Source organism: Roseateles aquae (assembly GCF_032337115.1).
Classification (GTDB): domain Bacteria; phylum Pseudomonadota; class Gammaproteobacteria; order Burkholderiales; family Burkholderiaceae_C; genus Roseateles_C; species Roseateles_C aquae.
Window position 1 is genome coordinate 897,501 of record NZ_JAVXZY010000001.1, and the last position, 16,671, is coordinate 914,171.

Annotated in this window: 11 protein-coding genes; 5 read left to right on the forward strand and 6 right to left on the reverse strand. The window is 67.6% G+C overall.

Annotated elements, in window-relative coordinates; genetic code table 11:
• Positions 1-6: 6 nt before the first annotated feature.
• Positions 7-1,056, forward strand: coding sequence for a DNRLRE domain-containing protein (locus RQP53_RS03945; RefSeq protein WP_315648759.1), 1,050 nt, complete (start codon positions 7-9; stop codon positions 1,054-1,056).
• A 48-nt stretch (positions 1,057-1,104) separates the two neighbouring features.
• On the opposite strand, the gene RQP53_RS03950 is transcribed toward RQP53_RS03945, so the two are convergent.
• The 4 genes from RQP53_RS03950 to RQP53_RS03965 form a co-directional block, all read right to left on the reverse strand.
• The gene (locus tag RQP53_RS03950; RefSeq protein ID WP_315648761.1) at positions 1,105-2,397 is read right to left on the reverse strand and encodes an ABC transporter ATP-binding protein; all 1,293 of its coding nucleotides are present in this window, start codon (positions 2,395-2,397) and stop codon (positions 1,105-1,107) included.
• Positions 2,398-2,496: 99 nt separating this feature from the next.
• A complete protein-coding gene (locus RQP53_RS03955; protein ID WP_315648762.1) occupies positions 2,497-4,224 on the reverse strand; it encodes an ABC transporter permease in 1,728 nt (575 codons plus the stop codon).
• A gap of 166 nt (positions 4,225-4,390) precedes the next feature.
• Complete coding sequence (locus RQP53_RS03960; protein WP_315648763.1) at positions 4,391-5,200, reverse strand: LytR/AlgR family response regulator transcription factor; 810 nt, start codon at positions 5,198-5,200, stop codon at positions 4,391-4,393.
• Positions 5,201-5,221: 21 nt separating this feature from the next.
• Positions 5,222-6,328, reverse strand: coding sequence for a sensor histidine kinase (locus RQP53_RS03965; protein ID WP_315648764.1), 1,107 nt, complete (start codon positions 6,326-6,328; stop codon positions 5,222-5,224).
• 125 nt (positions 6,329-6,453) lie between these two features.
• Here RQP53_RS03965 and argH point away from each other — a divergent pair, with 125 nt between their 5' ends.
• The gene (argH, locus tag RQP53_RS03970; protein ID WP_315648765.1) at positions 6,454-7,851 is read left to right on the forward strand and encodes an argininosuccinate lyase; all 1,398 of its coding nucleotides are present in this window, start codon (positions 6,454-6,456) and stop codon (positions 7,849-7,851) included.
• On the forward strand, positions 7,851-8,573 hold the full coding sequence (locus RQP53_RS03975; protein ID WP_315648767.1) for a hypothetical protein: 723 nt from the start codon (positions 7,851-7,853) through the stop codon (positions 8,571-8,573). The genes argH and RQP53_RS03975 overlap by 1 nt, the downstream gene beginning before the upstream one ends.
• A 27-nt stretch (positions 8,574-8,600) precedes the next feature.
• On the opposite strand, the gene RQP53_RS03980 is transcribed toward RQP53_RS03975, so the two are convergent.
• Positions 8,601-10,571 carry a methyl-accepting chemotaxis protein gene (locus RQP53_RS03980; RefSeq protein WP_315648769.1) on the reverse strand — a complete coding sequence of 657 codons (1,971 nt, stop codon included), beginning with the start codon at positions 10,569-10,571 and terminating at the stop codon, positions 8,601-8,603.
• 371 nt (positions 10,572-10,942) lie between these two features.
• On the opposite strand from RQP53_RS03980, the gene RQP53_RS03985 reads away from it, so the two are divergent.
• Entirely contained in the window at positions 10,943-11,422 is a 480-nt protein-coding gene (locus RQP53_RS03985) for a hemerythrin domain-containing protein (RefSeq protein ID WP_315648770.1), read from the forward strand.
• Positions 11,423-11,491: 69 nt separating this feature from the next.
• Here RQP53_RS03985 and RQP53_RS03990 read toward each other — a convergent pair whose 3' ends face one another.
• Positions 11,492-15,253 (reverse strand): transporter substrate-binding domain-containing protein, encoded by a 3,762-nt coding sequence (locus RQP53_RS03990; RefSeq protein WP_315648772.1) that lies wholly within the window; start codon positions 15,251-15,253, stop codon positions 11,492-11,494.
• Between the two features lie 182 nt (positions 15,254-15,435).
• Here RQP53_RS03990 and dinB point away from each other — a divergent pair, with 182 nt between their 5' ends.
• Positions 15,436-16,665: a DNA polymerase IV gene (dinB, locus tag RQP53_RS03995; RefSeq protein WP_315648773.1), complete on the forward strand. Its 1,230-nt coding sequence runs from the start codon at positions 15,436-15,438 to the stop codon at positions 16,663-16,665.
• Positions 16,666-16,671: the final 6 nt, after the last annotated feature.

The window sequence follows — 16,671 nt, forward strand, 5'->3', positions numbered from 1 at the left end:
ACCGCCATGAAGCCATCACCCTCGTTGCACAGCGCCATCGGCGCCGCCTTGCTCGCCCTGATCAGCACCCCAGCCCTGGCGCTGGATGCACCGCTGGCCGCTGACGCGCACATCAGCACCAGCCTGCCGGCCAACAACTTCGGCAGCGTCGCCACCATCAACGTTGGCGGCGGCGCTACCGGCCTGCTGCGCTTTGACCTCAGCGGCCTGCCCGCCGGGCTGAGCGCCAGCAAGCTGGTCAAGGCCAATCTGCTGCTCTATGTGAACCGCGTCGGCACGGCCGGCGCCATCGAGGTGCAGGCACTCAACAGCGCCTGGAGCGAAGGCGGCGTCACCGCGGGCAGCGCACCGGCCACGGCCGGCGCCGGCAGCGGCCCCAGCGTGCCCATCGGCGCGGCCAATCAATTCGTCAGCGTCGACCTGAGCAATCTGGTGCGCCAATGGATCGCCAATCCGGGCAGCAACTTCGGCATCGCGCTCACCCCGTCGCTGAGTGCCCCGGGCACCGTCGTGTTTCTGGACAGCAAGGAGAACAGCGCCACCGCCCATGTGGCCCGGCTGGACCTGACGCTGGCCGACCAGGGCCCCAAGGGCGACACCGGCGCGACCGGGGCCACTGGCGCTCCCGGGCCGCAAGGCGCCAAGGGCGATCCCGGCCCGCAAGGTCTGCAGGGCTTGACCGGGGCGACAGGCGCAACGGGTGCAACGGGGGCAACCGGCCCGCAAGGTGCCACCGGTGCTCAAGGGCCGCAGGGGGTGCAGGGTGTCCAGGGCATTCAGGGCCCGCCGGGACTGTCCAACTATCTGCGCGTCAGCAGCGACGTGAGCGTGCCAGCCAGCTTCCTGGCCCAGCTGGACATCGGCTGCCCCAATGGCCGCAAAGTCCTGGCCGGCGGTTTCAAGCAGCCCGACGGCACGTCGGTGAACAACCAGATCCTGGTCAATGTGCACCAGAGCTTCCCGGCCTCGGACACCCTCTGGCGCCAGTTCATTGCCAACCGCACCGCAGCGCCCTTGACGATCACCATCTGGGCGGTCTGCGCGACGGCCAACTGAGCACAGCGGCCGAGGTAGCGCCGGGTCCGCACCGGACCCGGCCCGCGTTCATGCCTCGCCCGACTCCGGCAGGTGGATCATGCCTGTGTGGTAGTTGTACTCGAAGACCTCGCCATAACGCGCCCATTCGATGGCCACCTTGAGCACCCGCTCGGCCTCGTGGGCGTCCATGCTTTCCTGCAACAGCTTCAGGAACGGCTCCTCGCGCAGCTCGCCGTGCACTTCCTGCTCCAGGCTGTGGCGGATGAAGGCGGCGATGGGCACATGGGCCAGCAGCTGCTGGCCAAAGATCTCGCGGCGGAACTCGTGCTCGCCCTCGACATAGCGCTGGCCCAGCGGCGTGATCAGCAGATCGCCGCGCTCCAGCTGCGCCAGGCCCAGGCGGTGCAGCGCATCGGCCAGCGGCAGCAGTTCCTCGTCGGTGAGGTCGCTTTCCTCGACCAGCTGCGGCAGGTCGGCGCGGCCCTTGAACTGCTCGTCGGCCAGCAGCTCCAGCAGGCTCTCCATCCGACCCACATCGGCCTCGGGCAGGCGGTCGGACAGGTGGGCACGCACCGGCTCGGCCTGACCGCTGGGCACCGAGCCCGCCGTCATCAGGCCGTAGACCTCGTCGATCAGGAGGCGCACTTCGGGGCTGTCCGGATGGCGCGGCCGCGGCAGCGAGATCGGCAGCTCGGCGCGCACACGGCCGGGGTTGCTGGAGAAGATCAGCACCCGGTCGGCCATCATCACCGCTTCCTCGATGTTGTGCGAAACCACCAGCATCGCCTTGGTCGGCATCTGGCCGCCCTGCCAGAGCTCGAGGATTTCGTTGCGCAGTCGCTCGCCGGTCAGCACATCCAGCGCGGAGAAGGCCTCGTCCATCAAGAGCACCGCCGGCTCGGTGACCAGCGCGCGGGCCAGGCCGACACGCTGGCGCATGCCGCCGGACAGCTCACGCGGCAGCGCGCCTTCGAAGCCGGCCAGGCCGATCAGCTCGATGGCCGCTTCGGCCCGGCGTTCCCGCTCGGCCGGCGCCACGCCGCGCGCCTCCAGGCCCAGCTCGACGTTCTGCTGCACCGTCAACCAGGGAAAGAGCGCGAAGGACTGGAACACCATCGCAATGCCCTGGGCCGGCCCGAACAGCGGCTGGCCGCGGTAACGCACATCGCCGCCATCGGCCGGAATCAGCCCCGCCATGATGCGCAGCAGCGTGGACTTGCCCGAGCCCGACTGGCCCAGCAGCGCCACGATCTCGCCTTCCTTGAGCGTGAAATCCACATGCTCCAGCACCGAGCGCGAGCTGCCGTCCGAGGATTTGAAGCTCTTGGCGACGTTCTTCAGTTCAATCAATGGGTTCATACGGTTCTCTGTCTTCCCCAGCGACGCCCGAGGCTCCGGCTCTGCCGGGCCAATGGGCGTGCCCCCTTGAGGGGGCGCGCGAAGCGCGTAGGGGGTGGGCTAGAAATGCATACGCTGTTCGGCCAGGCGGTACAGGCGCCGCCAGACCCAATGGTTCAAGGCCATCACGAACACACACATCACGCCGATGCCCAGCGCGATGCGGGGGAAGTCGCCGATGGCGGTCATGTGCTGGATATAGCTGCCCAGGCCCTGGGCCTGCAGCGTGGTGTCGCCCCAGCTCACATACTCGGCCACGATGCTGGCGTTCCAGGAGCCGCCGCTGGCGGTGATGGCGCCGGTGACAAAGCTCGGGAAGATCGCCGGCAGCAGGTAGCGGCGCCACAGCAGCCAGCCCTTCAGGCCGAGGTTGTGCGCGGCATAGCGCAGCTCGGAGGGAATCGTCGAGGCGCCGGCCACCACATTGAAGAGCAGATACCACTGCGTGCCCAGAATGATCAGCGGCGACAGCCAGATGTCCGGATTCAGCTTCCAGTGCACGATCAGCATCACCGCCACCGGGAAGACAAGGTTGGACGGGAAGGCGGCCAGAAACTGCGCCAGCGCCTGCACCCGCCCGGCGATGCGCGGATTCAAACCGATCCACACACCAATCGGCACCCAGATCAGCGAGGCCACCGCAATCAGCACCAGCACACGGGCCAGCGTGTACAGGCCGAGCTTGAACACATGAGCGGCCTCGCTCCAGCCCACCTCGGCGTGAATGAAGCTGATCAGCCGCCACAGCGCAAACATCACCACCGCGGCCAGCACGGCGTCCCAGACCCGCGCCCACAGGGGGTTGGGCGGGCGCTGCCGGGCGCGGATCGAGGTGCCGTCATGGCGCAGCCTGAAGGTGGCGAAGCTGGCCGTCAGCCAGCGGCCCGGCCAGTCGCCCAGGCGCTTGAGCAGCTTGGTGCGGCGCAGCCAGGTCAAGAGCCAGGACGTCGGCGCATCTTCGCTGCCGCTTTCCTCGAAGCGAAACTTGTCGGCCCAGGCCAGCAGCGGGCGGAAGAACAGCTGGTCGTAAAGCAGGATGCCGATCAGCATGCCGAGAATGGCCCAGCCAATCGCCCCCAGGTCCTTGGCCTCGATGGCCAGCGCGATATAGGAGCCGACGCCGGGCAGCTTGATGTCCTGATTGGCCACCGAGATCGCCTCGGACGCAACCACGAAGAACCAGCCGCCGGACATGCTCATCATCATGTTCCACAGCAGGCCCGGCATCGCAAATGGCAGCTCCAGCCGCCAGAAGCGCTGCCAGCCCGAGAGCTGGAACACCCGCGCCGCTTCCTGCAGTTCGGTCGGCACGGTGCGCAGCGACTGGTAGAGGCTGAAGGCCATATTCCAGGCCTGCGAGGTGAAGATGGCAAAGATGGCCGCGCACTCCACGCCCAGCAGGCTGCCCGGGAACAGCGCGATGAAGCCGGTCACCGTGATCGACAGAAAGCCGAGGATGGGGATGGACTGCAGGATGTCGAGCAGCGGCACCAGCACGCGTTCGGCAATGCGGTACTTGGCCGCCAGCGCGGCGAACACGCAGGCAAACAGCACCGAGGCGGCCAGGGCCAGAAACATCCGCAGCGTTGTGCGCAGCAGGTAGTAGGGCAGCACCAGCGGGTCCAGGCTCAGCGGCAGCTGCTCGCCGACATGAAAGGGCCGGGCCATCTGCGAGGCGGCCAGCGCCAGCAGGCTGAACACGGCCAGCACCAGCGGCAGCAGGGCCCAATCCCAGCGGTTGGTGGCGGGCTCGACGACCTGGCGCGGAAAGAAGCGTTTGTCTTGCATGGTGCGGCAGCGTCGGCACAAAGCTGAGGGAGCGCAGCGGCCGGCCCGGCACCGGGCGGCCACATGAGGCGGCGCGCCATCCTAGCCAATCGAAGCTGAGCGCAAGCTGACCAGACGCGCGCCAGCTCAGCTTGCCCGCGCGGTGCCTACCCGCCGCCCGCCTGGCTCAAGCCTGCTGCTGCGCCAGTGCCTCGCGCACGGCCGCCACCTGGCGGCGCGACACCGCCAGCCATTCATTGACACTGGCCACCCGCACCGCCCAGCCCTCGCCGCCCTCGCTGGGGGCCTCGCCGCCATCGAGCTCGCCAAAATTGGTGCTCGGTGCATGGCGCTCCAGCTCGCGCACCGCCGCCTTGGCCACCAAGGCATTGCGGTGGATGCGCAGGAAGCGTTCGCCCAGGCGCTGTTCCAGATCGGACAGCGAGCCGTCCATCACATAGCTCTGCGCGGCGGTGCGCAGGGTCAGGTATTTCAGTTCGGCCTTGAAGTACAGCACCTCGGCCAGCGGCACGCGCAGCAGGCGGCCGCGGTCGCTGATGGTGATCACCGCCTGCTCGCTCTCGTCCTGCTGGCGCACCGACTGGGCCGCGGCGCGCTCCGCCAGGCGCTGCGCCACCCTAGCCAGCGCCTGCTGCAACCTCTCCCGGCGCACCGGCTTGGTCAGATAGTCCAGCGCATCGAGCTCGAAGGCCTGCACCGCATGCTCGGCATGGGCGGTCACGAAGACCACGGCCGGGCAGACCGGCAGGCTGCGTATCGCATCGGCCAGCTGCAGGCCATCGGGCCCGGGCATCTGCACATCGAGCAGGATCAGGTCGCAGCCATGGTCGCGCAACCAGTGCTGGGCCTGCGAGGCGGTGCCGGCCTCGGCCACCACCTCGGTGCGGGGCTCGCTGCAGGCCTCCAGCAGGCTGCGCAGGCGCAGCCGGGCCAGCGGTTCGTCATCAACAATCAGGATCTTCAGAGGGTTATTCATGGCTGTGGGAAGCGATGGAACTCAACGCGGCAGCACGATGCGCACACTGAAGCGATCGCTGCGCCGATCGATTTCGAAACGCGCCGCCACATCATGCATCAGGCGCAGGCGCTCGCGCACATTGCGCAAGGCCAGGCCATGGCCGGGCCGGCTGGGTGCGCCGCTGATGGTGTTGATGACACGGATCTCGACCTCGCCGCCGCGCACCTTGGTGCTGACCTGCAGATCACCACCGCCATCATTGGGCTCAACGCCATGGCGCACCGCGTTCTCGACCAGGGGCTGCAGCAGCAGGGGCGGCACGCGGGTGGCGCCGGCTTGCGGGTCCAGCTTCCAGTGGATGCGCAGTCGCTCGCCAAAGCGCAGCTGCTCGATCTCCAGATAGCGCCGCGCCAGCTCGACCTCCTCGTCAAGGCTGACCACCGCATGCGTCTCGGCCAGTGCCACGCGGAACAGCTCGCTCAGATCCTCCAGCACACTCTCGGCCCGCTGCGGGTCAACGCGCACCAGCGCAATCGCCGTGTTCAGCGTGTTGAACAGGAAATGCGGCCGGATGCGCGACTGCAGCTCGACCAGCCGGGCCAGCGCATCGGCCGGCCGCTGTGCCCGTTCGCGCAGTTTCAGCCAGTACATCAGCACCCCGGACACGGCGGCGCCCGAGAGCGTCAGCGCCAGCAGGCGAAAGGCCGTGGTCGGCTCGTCGCTGGCCACGTTCAAGAGCTGCCAGCCCAGCCAGGCGGCCAGCGCACCGAGCAGCATCAGCGTGGTCCATTGCAACGCCTCGCGCAGGCCAGCCAGCCAGTGCCGCAGCGCGCACACAATGAGCAGCCAGCCGAGCACCGCGCTCAAGGAGACCACGGTGCCGCTGCTCATCCAGATCAACCACTGTGTCGCATCGCGCGCACCCAGCGCCAGGCCCAAGGCCAACGCCCCCTGCACGCCCAGCACCGCGCGCAACACCAGGCCGACATGGCAGACGTTGAACACCCGCCCGGCCTCGAACAGCGGCAGCACCTCGTCCTGGATTTCGCTCACCGGCGGCGCCAGGCCCAGCATGCTGGTCAGATTGCTACTGTCGGCCCATTCGGTGGAGCTGCGGGTCGTCTCCGGGCCGGCGGTCTTGGTCATTGTTCTTGTCCCTACAATCGAGCGCTGCCGATTCTGCCCCATCCCATGCGGGCGCACCGGCCGCAGCGCCCGCTTCTGGCCCGTGCTGTTACATGCCCTGCCCTTCGCCCCTCAGCCAAGCTCCCATGTCTGACAACCAACTCGCCAACAAATCCCAAGCCTGGTCCGCGCTGTTCTCCGAACCGATGAGCGAGCTGGTCAAGCGCTACACCGCCAGCGTCTTTTTCGACAAGCGCCTGGCCTTCGCCGACATCGAGGGCAGCCTGGCCCATGCCGAGATGCTGGCCGCGCAGGGCATCCTCAGTGCCGACGACCACGCCGCCATCCAGCGTGGCATGGCGCAGATCCTCGACGAGATCAAGAGCGGCGGCTTCGAATGGAAGCTGGACCTGGAAGATGTGCATCTCAACATCGAGGCGCGGCTGACCGAGCTGGTCGGCATCGCCGGCAAACGCCTGCACACCGGGCGCAGCCGCAACGACCAGGTGGCCACCGACGTGCGGCTGTGGCTGCGCGGCGAGATCGACGAAATCAGCCTGCTGCTGAACGCGCTGCAGCTGGCCCTGGTCGAGGTGGCCGAGCGCAATGCCGAGGTCATCCTGCCCGGCTTCACCCATCTGCAGGTGGCACAACCGGTTGCGTTTGGACACCATTTGCTCGCCTATGTCGAGATGTTCGCCCGCGACGCCGAGCGCCTGGCCGATGCGCGCCGCCGCGTCAACCGCCTGCCGCTGGGCGCCGCCGCGCTGGCCGGCACCAGCTACCCGCTGGACCGCGAGCGCGTCGCCCGCACGCTGGGCATGGAAGGCGTCTGCCAGAACAGCCTGGACGCCGTGTCCGACCGCGACTTCGCCATCGAGTTCAGCGCCGCCGCCGCGCTGGTGATGGTGCACATCTCGCGCCTGTCCGAAGAGCTGATCCTGTGGATGAGCCAGAGCTTCGGTTTCATCGATCTGGCCGACCGCTTCTGCACCGGCTCGTCCATCATGCCGCAGAAAAAGAACCCCGATGTGCCCGAGCTGGCGCGCGGCAAGACCGGCCGCGTGGTTGGCCATCTGATGGGCCTGATCACGCTGATGAAGAGCCAGCCGCTGGCCTATAACAAGGACAACCAGGAAGACAAGGAGCCGCTGTTCGACACCGTCGACACGCTGAAGGACACGCTGCGCATCTTCGCCGAGCTGGCGGCCGGCATCACCGTCAAGCCCGAGGCCATGGAGCGCGCGGCCTTGAAGGGTTATGCCACCGCCACCGATCTGGCCGACTACCTGGTCAAGAAGGGTCTGGCCTTCCGTGATGCGCATGAGATCGTCGCCCACGCGGTCAAGACCTCGATCGCCCGCGGCCTGGACCTCTCGCAACTGCCGCTGGCCGAGCTGCAGCAGTTCGATGCCCGCATCGCCGAGGACGTGTTCGAGGTCCTGTCGCTGCGCGGCTCGCTGAATGCCCGCAACATCCTGGGCGGCACCGCGCCGGCCCAGGTGCGGGCCCAGGTCGCGCGCCATCGCGCACGCCTGGCCTGATGCGCGCTCCCAGGATCTCGTCGTGCCCGAGCGCGGGCCGTCGGGCCCTGCTGCTGGCGTTGGTGGCACTGCCGCTGGCAGCGCAGGCCGAGCCCGACCCGCTGTGGCTGAAATTCCTGGCGCATCTGGACGCCGTCAAGACCGTGGCAGCCGATGAGTCCGAGGTCCGGTTCGATGTGCAGCGCAGCGGCCCCGAGAGCCGCAGCGAGCACACGGTGACACGCTACCGGCTGGACCGTTGGGATGGCGACAAACCGGTCTACGTGGTGACTGCTGCCGAGCCGCCGCTGGAAACGAATGACGCCCGCGCCCGCCAGGCCGAACAGCTGGACCAGCTCAACAGCGGCCGCAAGGCCTCGACCGAATGGCTGCGCCCCGACACACCGGTGCGCCGCAGCGACGAGCAGGCTTTCGGCAGCAAGCTGCTGACCCGCTTCGAGGCCGAGGACAAAGGCCTGGGCCGCGCCAGCCAGCTGCAGGCCTGGGTCGACCCGCTCAGCGGCCGGCCCGAGCGCATCGAGGTACGCGGCCGTTTCGTCTTCGTGCTGAACCTGCAGATCGCCACCGACTACCAGACCGACGAACTGGGCCGCAGCCTGCCCAGCCAGATCAGTGGCCAGCTGAACATCGATGCGATGGGCCGCGGCCTGCGCATGGACTTCGGTGTATCCGTGCAGTCCTGGGCCAGCCGCCCCGCCAGCCCCCGAGCCAGCACCCAATAGCGCCAGGGGCAGCGGCGCACGCCTGTATCAAGGCAGCCTGAAGCGCATCACCCCGTCAGACAGCGCCAGCGCCTCATGGCGCAGCGCCGCGGTGGCGGCAGCGGCCTGCTCAACCAAGGCGGCGTTCTGCTGGGTCAAGCGGTCCAGTTCCTGCACATTGCCGCCCACCTGCACCACCCCCTCGCTCTGCTGGCGGGCGCCGACGGCGATTTCGCTGAGCAAGGCCTGCACATGGCCCGCACGGCCGGCCAGCTGCTGCAGCGTCTGATCGGCCTCACGCACCGCCAGATGGCCCTGCTCGACCTGACCCAGGCTGGCGCTGGTCAGCGTCTTGATCTGCCGCGCGGCCTCACCAGCCCGCGCCGCCAGCGCCCGCACCTCGGCCGCCACCACCGCAAAGCCGCGGCCGTGTTCACCGGCGCGCGCTGCTTCCACCGCCGCATTGAGCGAGAGGATATTGGTCTGGAAGGCGATGCTGTCGATCAAGCCGGTGATGTCGGCAATCTCGCGGGCGGCCTGGTCGATCGAGGCCATGCGCTGCAAGGCCAGTTCGATCTGGGCGCTACCTCGTTGGGCCAGCCCGGCCGTGCCGGCCGCCATCTGCTCGGCCTCGCCGGCATGCTCGGCAGTTTGGCGCACGGTGGCCGAGATCTGCTCCATCGCGGCGGCTGACTGCTGCAGGCTGGCCGCGCTGCGCTCGGTGCGGCTGGAAAGGTCCTCGGCCCCGGCGCTCATCTCGCCGCTGGCGCTGACGATGGCCTGCGAACTGTCGCGCACCCGCGCCACGATGCCCTGCCAGGCCAGCTGCAGCTCGGCCAGCGTCTGCATCAAGGCGGTGACCTCATCACGTCCCGGGTTGGCCGGCTGTTGGCTGAGGTCGCCATTGCGCATTGCATCCATCTGCCGCCGCATCCGCGCAAATCCGCTGTGCATGGCGATGAAGAAGGCACGGAAGAGGTAGGCGGCCAAAGCCAGGCAGACCAGGGTCAGCCCGAGCACCAGCTGGCGCCGCCACAGCAGCTCGGCCTCGCGCTCCTGCAGCAAGCCGTCCAGCGCGTCCAGGCCCTGGCGGCCAAAGGCCTGCAGCCCGCGCAGCGCCTGCTCGCCCTGGGCAAAGCGCTCGGCTGCATTGGTAGCGCTCGCCTCTGTGGGCTGGGCCACAGCAGCCAGGTAGTGCTGCAGGCCGTCCAGGCCCTGCAGCGGCAGTCGCTGGTGCAAGGCGGGCCGCGCCCCCTGGGCCCGCGACACATGTCCGCGCATGGCCGACAGGCCATTGACGGCGCCATGGTGCCAGAGTTGATAGCGCTTCAATTCAGCGTCCGGCAAGCCACCGCGTGCCTGGGCATAGCTGGACCAGCCCCACAGCTGACCAACATCCTCCTCCAGCGCCGGCAGCGTCAACACCAAGGCGTTGACCAGGTAGAAGCTGTCCAGCTCCGGGTCCAGCACCAGGCTGCTGTTGTCACCCAGGGTTTGCAGCAACTCCTTCAGCGCCGCCGTGACCGGGCCATAGACGGTACGGCCCTGTTCATCGACCCCGCCAGGCGTACGTGCCGCCTGCTGCCAGACTTGAACAAGCTGCGCATGCGCCGGACCCAGGCGCAACGCCGCTGGCGCGGCATCGATGGCCTGCGCCAGCTGCTTCAAGCCCTGCTCCAGCTGATGTTGGCCGGCGGCGCCGTCCACGGCCAGGCCACCGAGCCGTGCCCGCGTGGCATTGCGGGTCAGCAGCAGCCCCTGCTGCACCTCGCCCAAGGCCCGTAGCAGCTGCACACCCGAGCGCTCCAGTCTCAAGCCGTCCAGCTGCTTCTGGGCATCGGCAATGAAGCAGAGCATCAGGCATAGCAGCGGCACGCCGAATGCCAGGCTGATGCACAAGGCCTTGGCCTTGAAGCTCAGGCGCATCAGCAGCCGCGCCCCCCAGCCAACTTGTTCACGCTCCAGGCCGGCCATGGCTGGCGCTGCGACCTGATGGCGCATCTCACTATTGAATCTCATCATTTCCCTCGACTCGTTCGCGCTTCGCGACGCCGTCGCAGCGACGGCGTGCTGTGGATATGCCTACCCGTGGGCGGCTCTCTTTACTTCGCTACTTCTGGCCGTGCGCACTGCGGCGCCTCATCGTGCCTGCTGGCTTGCCGCTGGTCGCCGCTGCCGCAGGTCTGCAGATTCAGTGCCACGCCCCTTGGCCGAGCGCCGCGCCTGATCTGGCCCCTGTCTGCCGGGGCTTGCAGCGGATTCTTGTGAGCGCCCGTATATGACAAAGCCGAATAAGCACGTCATTGCGGCCTCTGTTTGAGCATCGGCAAGCTGACCAGGCCAGATGCAGCGAAAATGCCGCCTTTGCCACCCATCAGCACCGCGCCACCATGAGCAGTCTTGCCTGGAGCGATCAACTCGCCCTGAATCAGCCGCAGATCGACAGCACCCACCAGGAGTTCGTCGAACTGCTGCAGCGCTTCCGCGACACCCTGGCCAGCGGTGCCGATCCGCTGCCGGCCCTGCGTGAGCTGATCGCGCACACCGAAGAACACTTCGCGATGGAGGAGCGCTGGATGGCGGCCACCGGCTTTGCGCCCGAGAACTGCCACAGCAAGCAGCACAGCATGGTGCTGGACACCCTGCGCGAGGTGCTGCGCTACGCGGTCGAGCTGAAGGACAGCGAGCCGATGCAGATCATTGGCGGCGAACTGGCCCAGTGGTTCCCGGCCCATGCCGAGATGATGGATGCAGCGCTGGTGTTCCATATGCAGCAGGTCGGCTTCGACCCCGCCACCGGCACGCTGCGCGAACCGCTGGCCGCCGAGAGCGCCAGCATCAGCTCCTGCGGCAGCAGCAGCTGCGGCTGAGCCGGGGCGTCCAGCGCCGCGTGATGGCGCGATCCGGCTTACGGCCGCGCGCAGCGGCTCGATGCGGACTTAGCCTGGCAATTGCCGGTAGGGCAGATAGACCACGAATCGGCTGCCCTTGCCCAGCTCGCTGTGCAACTCGATGCGGCCCTGGTGCTTCTCGACGATCTTCTTGCAGATGTCCAGCCCCAGGCCGCTGCCCTCGCCGGTCGGCTTGGTGGTGAAAAAAGGTTCGAAGATCCGTTCGCGCAACTCGGGCGCGATGCCGCAGCCGGTGTCGGCCACCGAGACCACCGCCTCATCGCCCTGGCGACGGATCTCCACCGTCAAGGTGCCCTGCTCATGCATGGCCTGCAGCGCGTTGTGGATCAGATTGGTCCAGACCTGGTTGAGCTCGTCGGGCAGGCACAGCAGGGGCGCCATCGGCTCATAGTGGCGCAGCAGCTCGGTGCCCCGCTTGATCTGGTTCTGGTACATCGTCAGCACCGTGTCCATGCCCTCGTGCAGCTGCGCCTCGACCATGGTGCCGCTGGGGTCGCGACGTGAGAAGGCCTTCAGCGCAAAGACGATCTTGGACACCCGCTCCACTGCCGTATTGATGTTGTGGGCCCCTTGCACGAGGGCGCCGACACCGACAGCGGTCTCGATGATGTAGGGGCCCTGCGGATGGCGCAGCAGCGGCAGGCAGTTGTCCAGTTGCCGATGCGCCTGCAGCTGCACCAGCTGGCTGGCCAGCGCCGCGGCGTTGGCGATCCCGGCCTCGTTCAAGACCCGCATCACCTCGCGCCGCTGCGCCCTTTCCTCTCGGGTGGTCAGCATCGGCGTGGCCAGCGCATCAGGGTCCACCAGACGCATGAATCGTTCGCGACCGGCCTCATCCAGCGCCAGCAGGGCTGCGGGCAGACGCCGCAGGGTATCGTTCAGGGCGCCCAGAATCGTGTCGCCGCTGGACTTGATGGCGCCGATCGGCGTGTTGATCTCATGGGCCACATTGGCCACCAACTGCCCCAGCGAGGCCAGCTTCTCGGCCTGGATCAGCTGCGCCTGGGCGCGACGCAGCTCGGTGACGTCCTGCACCGTCCAGATGTCGCCCTTGGCGGGATCGCCGGTGTCGACCTTGGCACCACTCAGTTCGCACAGCAGCTCTGTTCCGTCGGCCCGGCGCAGCAGCAGCTCGACGCGAAAGACCTGCCCCTCGGCCATCAGTGCATAGCCCCGCTCGGCGGCCTCGAAGCCCGCCTGGCTGGCATAGAACTGACGCGTGTCGCTGCCGACCATCTCCGCCACCTGATGACCGAGCAGATTGGCCAGCGCCTTGTTGACGCGCAGCAGCCGCCGCCCCCGCGTGTAGGCAATGCCGACGCTGGTGTGCTGAAAAATAATCTCGAGCTCATTGCTGGTCTGGCGCAGATCGGTCTGCGCCTGGTCCAGCTCGCGGTTGACCTTGGCCAGCCGGCGGTTCCATGGCACGATCACGGCAATGATCAACAGCACAAAGGCCGTCGCGCCGCCGACGATCTTCCACAGCAGCCAGTAGTCGAAGCCCTGCTCGAAGCGCACCGACACCCAGCGGTTGACGATGGCACGGCGCTCGTCTGCGCTGATCGCGTCGACGGTCTTCTGCATGATGCCCACCAGCAGCGGCTCATCGTTGCGCGCCGCCACCGCCGTCTGCACATTGACCTCGAGCTTGCCGGCAATCTTCAGATCCAGCATCGAGTGCTTCTGCAATTGGTAGCCGATGGCTGCCATGGCATCGACATAGCCCCAGAGCTCACCCCGGCGCACCCGATCGAGCCCGTCCTTGGTGCTTGCAACGTCAACGATCTGCAGCCGCGGATGGAGCTGGCGCAGTTGCTCGGCGAAGGAGTAGGCCCCGATGATGCCGATCTTGCGCTCGCCGATTTCCGAGGCATCCTTGATGAAGAGCTCGCGCGCCTGGGTGGCGATGACCAGCGGTTCGACATCGGTTGGCCGCGTGAAGTTCATCGCGTCGTGCCGGCTCGGCACGTCGGTGGCCATGGGCAGGATGTCGCAGGCCCGGCTGCGTATTGCCGCCAGCGATTCGGCCCAGGTCTTGGTCGGATGCAGCTCGAAGCGCACGCCCAAGCGCTGCTGCATCAGCGCCACCGTCTCGGCAACAATGCCCTCGATCTCGCGCTTCTCATTGATACGCACATAAGGCAGCCAGTCGGGCTCGACGCACATCTTGATGACGCCTTTGCGCGCCAGGTAGCTGCGCTCCTCATTGCTCAGCGGCACCATGGCCTGCATGCTGGCCTCGGGCCCGAACCACTTGGCCTGCAGCTGATGGATCTCACCAGGTGCCAGCGTGGCCAGTGCCTTGTTCAGCATGCTGGCCAGCTCTGGCGACTCCTGGCGGGCATAGAAGTGATAGGCCAGGCCACGCTCGCGCTCGAATTCCAGCGCCGGCGCACCCACTTGAAGCTCGTTCAGGCCTTTCTTGCGCAACCAGTAGCGGACGATCTCGTCAGCCTCGAAGGTCGCGTCGGCCCTGCCATCGGCCACGGCCTGCAGCATCTGCTCGATATTGTCGACCTCCAAACGCAGGATCTCCGGGTGGCGACTGCGCAGAAAACCGTCCTGCGACCAGCCCCGGCCCACTGCCACCGTGCGCCCCTTGAGCTGCCCGAATCCGCTGATCCGGCCTTCACCCTTGCGCGACACAAAGACCGGCCGCAGCTGCGCATAGGGCTCGGTGTAATGGCCGGTACGGGCCCGCTCCTCGGTGTAGTAGATGCTGTGCAGCAGATCGATGCGGCCATCGCGATGCTGCTGCTCGAGTTCATGCCAGGGCGGCCCGCTGACGTAGTCGACCTGCACGCCCAGCCGCTCGGCCAGCAGGTTCAGCAGATCAATGCTGAAGCCCTGCGGCCGGCCATTGACGGCGAAGTCAAAGGGCGGGTAGTCGGTCTCGTTGCTGGCGTGGATGATGGGATGGGCGCGCAGCCAGATCTGCTCGGCCGCGCTGAGCTGTACGGCCGCCGTCCGGCCCGGCTCGGCGTTCAGCCAGCGGCGGCGCAGCTCGGCCTGCTCCTGGTAGCTGATTGAGGCCAGCGCCTTGTCCAGCGCACTGCGCAATAGCGGCCAGTCCTGGCGCACGCCGATGCGGTTGTACTTGTCGCGCGCGCCGCTGAGTTCGGCCTCGCCGCTGACGATGAGCTGCGGAATCGCCCGCTCCAGGATCTGGTAGTTCAAGACCGGGCCATCATCGATGGCCGCATCGGCCTGACCGAAAGCGACCGCCTTCAGCGCTTCCTGGGTATCGCGGGTCAGCAGCAACTTGAGTCCCGGGTGGTGCTTCTCGATCGCCTCCTGGTGCCAGAAGCCGCGCACCACGGCCACCGTCTTGCCCTGCAGCTCGGCCAGATTGCGCAGCGGTTGCTCGCGCCGGCTGGCAATGCCTGGCAGGCTGCTGATCAGCGGCGAAGTGAACAGCGCAAAATGTTCGCGATCCGGCGTCTGCACCATATTGCCAACCAGGTCGATCTGGCGCTTCTTCAGCATCTCGATGAAGGTGGCCCAGTCCGGGCCGCTGACGAATTCGAAGCGAACGCCCAGCTTGGGTTCCAGTCGGCGCAGCAGATCGATGGTGTACCCCTGCGGCTGGCCGTTGCGATTGAAATTGAACGGCGCCCAATCCTGCTCGTTGTGCGCGCGGATGACCGGGTGCTGGGCCAGAAAGGCACGCTCCTCGGCCGTCAACGCCGTCAACGCCGTCAAGGCCGGCGGCGTGGCCGGCTCCCGTCCGGCCGCACGGGCCGGCGCTGACCATAACAGTGTCAGGCAGAGCAGCGCCAGCAAGAGCATCGTCCCAGCAGCGCCAAGATGCCGCCACAAGCCCGGCCCTTGCCCTGCAAGCCTCGGTTGTTCGAGCCGCCACTGACGAGCCATCGCTAACGCCTTCCATGCTGAGCAAAGCGGGCAAATTACAGCATGAAGTGCGCGACACTGCTGACAGGATCGGGCCGCCTCAGGCACGACAATGTGGCATGGCCAGCCCGCACACCCCCACGCTGCCCGAGCGCCTGATCGCACATCTGGACATGGACGCCTTCTATGCGTCCGTCGAGCTGCTGCGCTACCCGGAGCTCAAGGGCCTGCCGGTGGTCGTCGGCGGGCGGCGCATGCATGAACCCAAGACCCTGCCCGATGGCAGCCGCCAGTATGCCCGGCTGCGCGACTACACCGGCCGCGGCGTCATCACCACCTCCACCTACGCCGCCCGCGACCTGGGCGTGTTCTCGGGCATGGGCCTGATGAAGGCGGCGCTGCGCGCGCCCGACGCCATCCTGCTGCCCACCGATTTCGATCGCTACCGGCATTTCTCGCGACTCTTCAAGGCGGCGGTGGCCGAGATCGCGCCGGTCATCGAGGATCGCGGCATCGACGAGATCTATATCGATCTGAGCGAGGTGCCCGGCGTGCGCGAGTCGGTCGGCCACGACCCGCAAGGCGGCGTGCGGGCGGTGGCGCGGGAGATCAAGAACGCGGTGCAGCGTGCTACCGGGCTGACCTGCTCGATTGGCGTGACGCCGAACAAGCTGCTGTCCAAGATTGCCTCCGAGCTCGACAAGCCCGATGGCCTGACCCTGCTGCGCGCCGACGAGATCCCCAGCCGCATCTGGCCGCTGGCGGTGCGCAAGATCAATGGCATCGGGCCCAAGGCCAACGCGAAGCTGGAAAGCCTGGGCATTGAGACCGTTGGCGAACTGGCCGCCGCCGATCCGCAGATGCTGATTGCGCAGTTCGGTCGCAGCTACGGCCATTGGCTGCACGAGGCCGCCCATGGCCGCGACGAGCGGCCGGTGGTCACACACAGCGAGCCGGTGTCAATCAGCCGCGAGACCACCTTTGAGAGAGATCTGCACGCCAAGCTAGACCGCGCCGAGCTGGGCGCCATCTTCACCCGGCTGTGCGAGCAGCTGGCCGGTGATCTGGCCCGCAAGGGCTATCTCGGCCGCACCATCGGCATCAAGCTGCGCTTCGTCGGCTTTCGCACCGTCACCCGCGACCTGACCCTGGATCTGCCCACGCAGGACGCCCAGACGATTCGCCAGGCCGCCGGCGCCTGCCTGAAGCGGGTGGACCTGAGCCAGCGCCTGCGCCTGTTGGGCGTGCGGGTGGGCAGCCTGTCACGGCCGGGCGATCCCGCTCCGGCCCGCCGCCCGACGCGCCGTGTCGACAGCGGCCCCAAGCCCGAGAACCTGTCGTTGTTCTGACGCCGC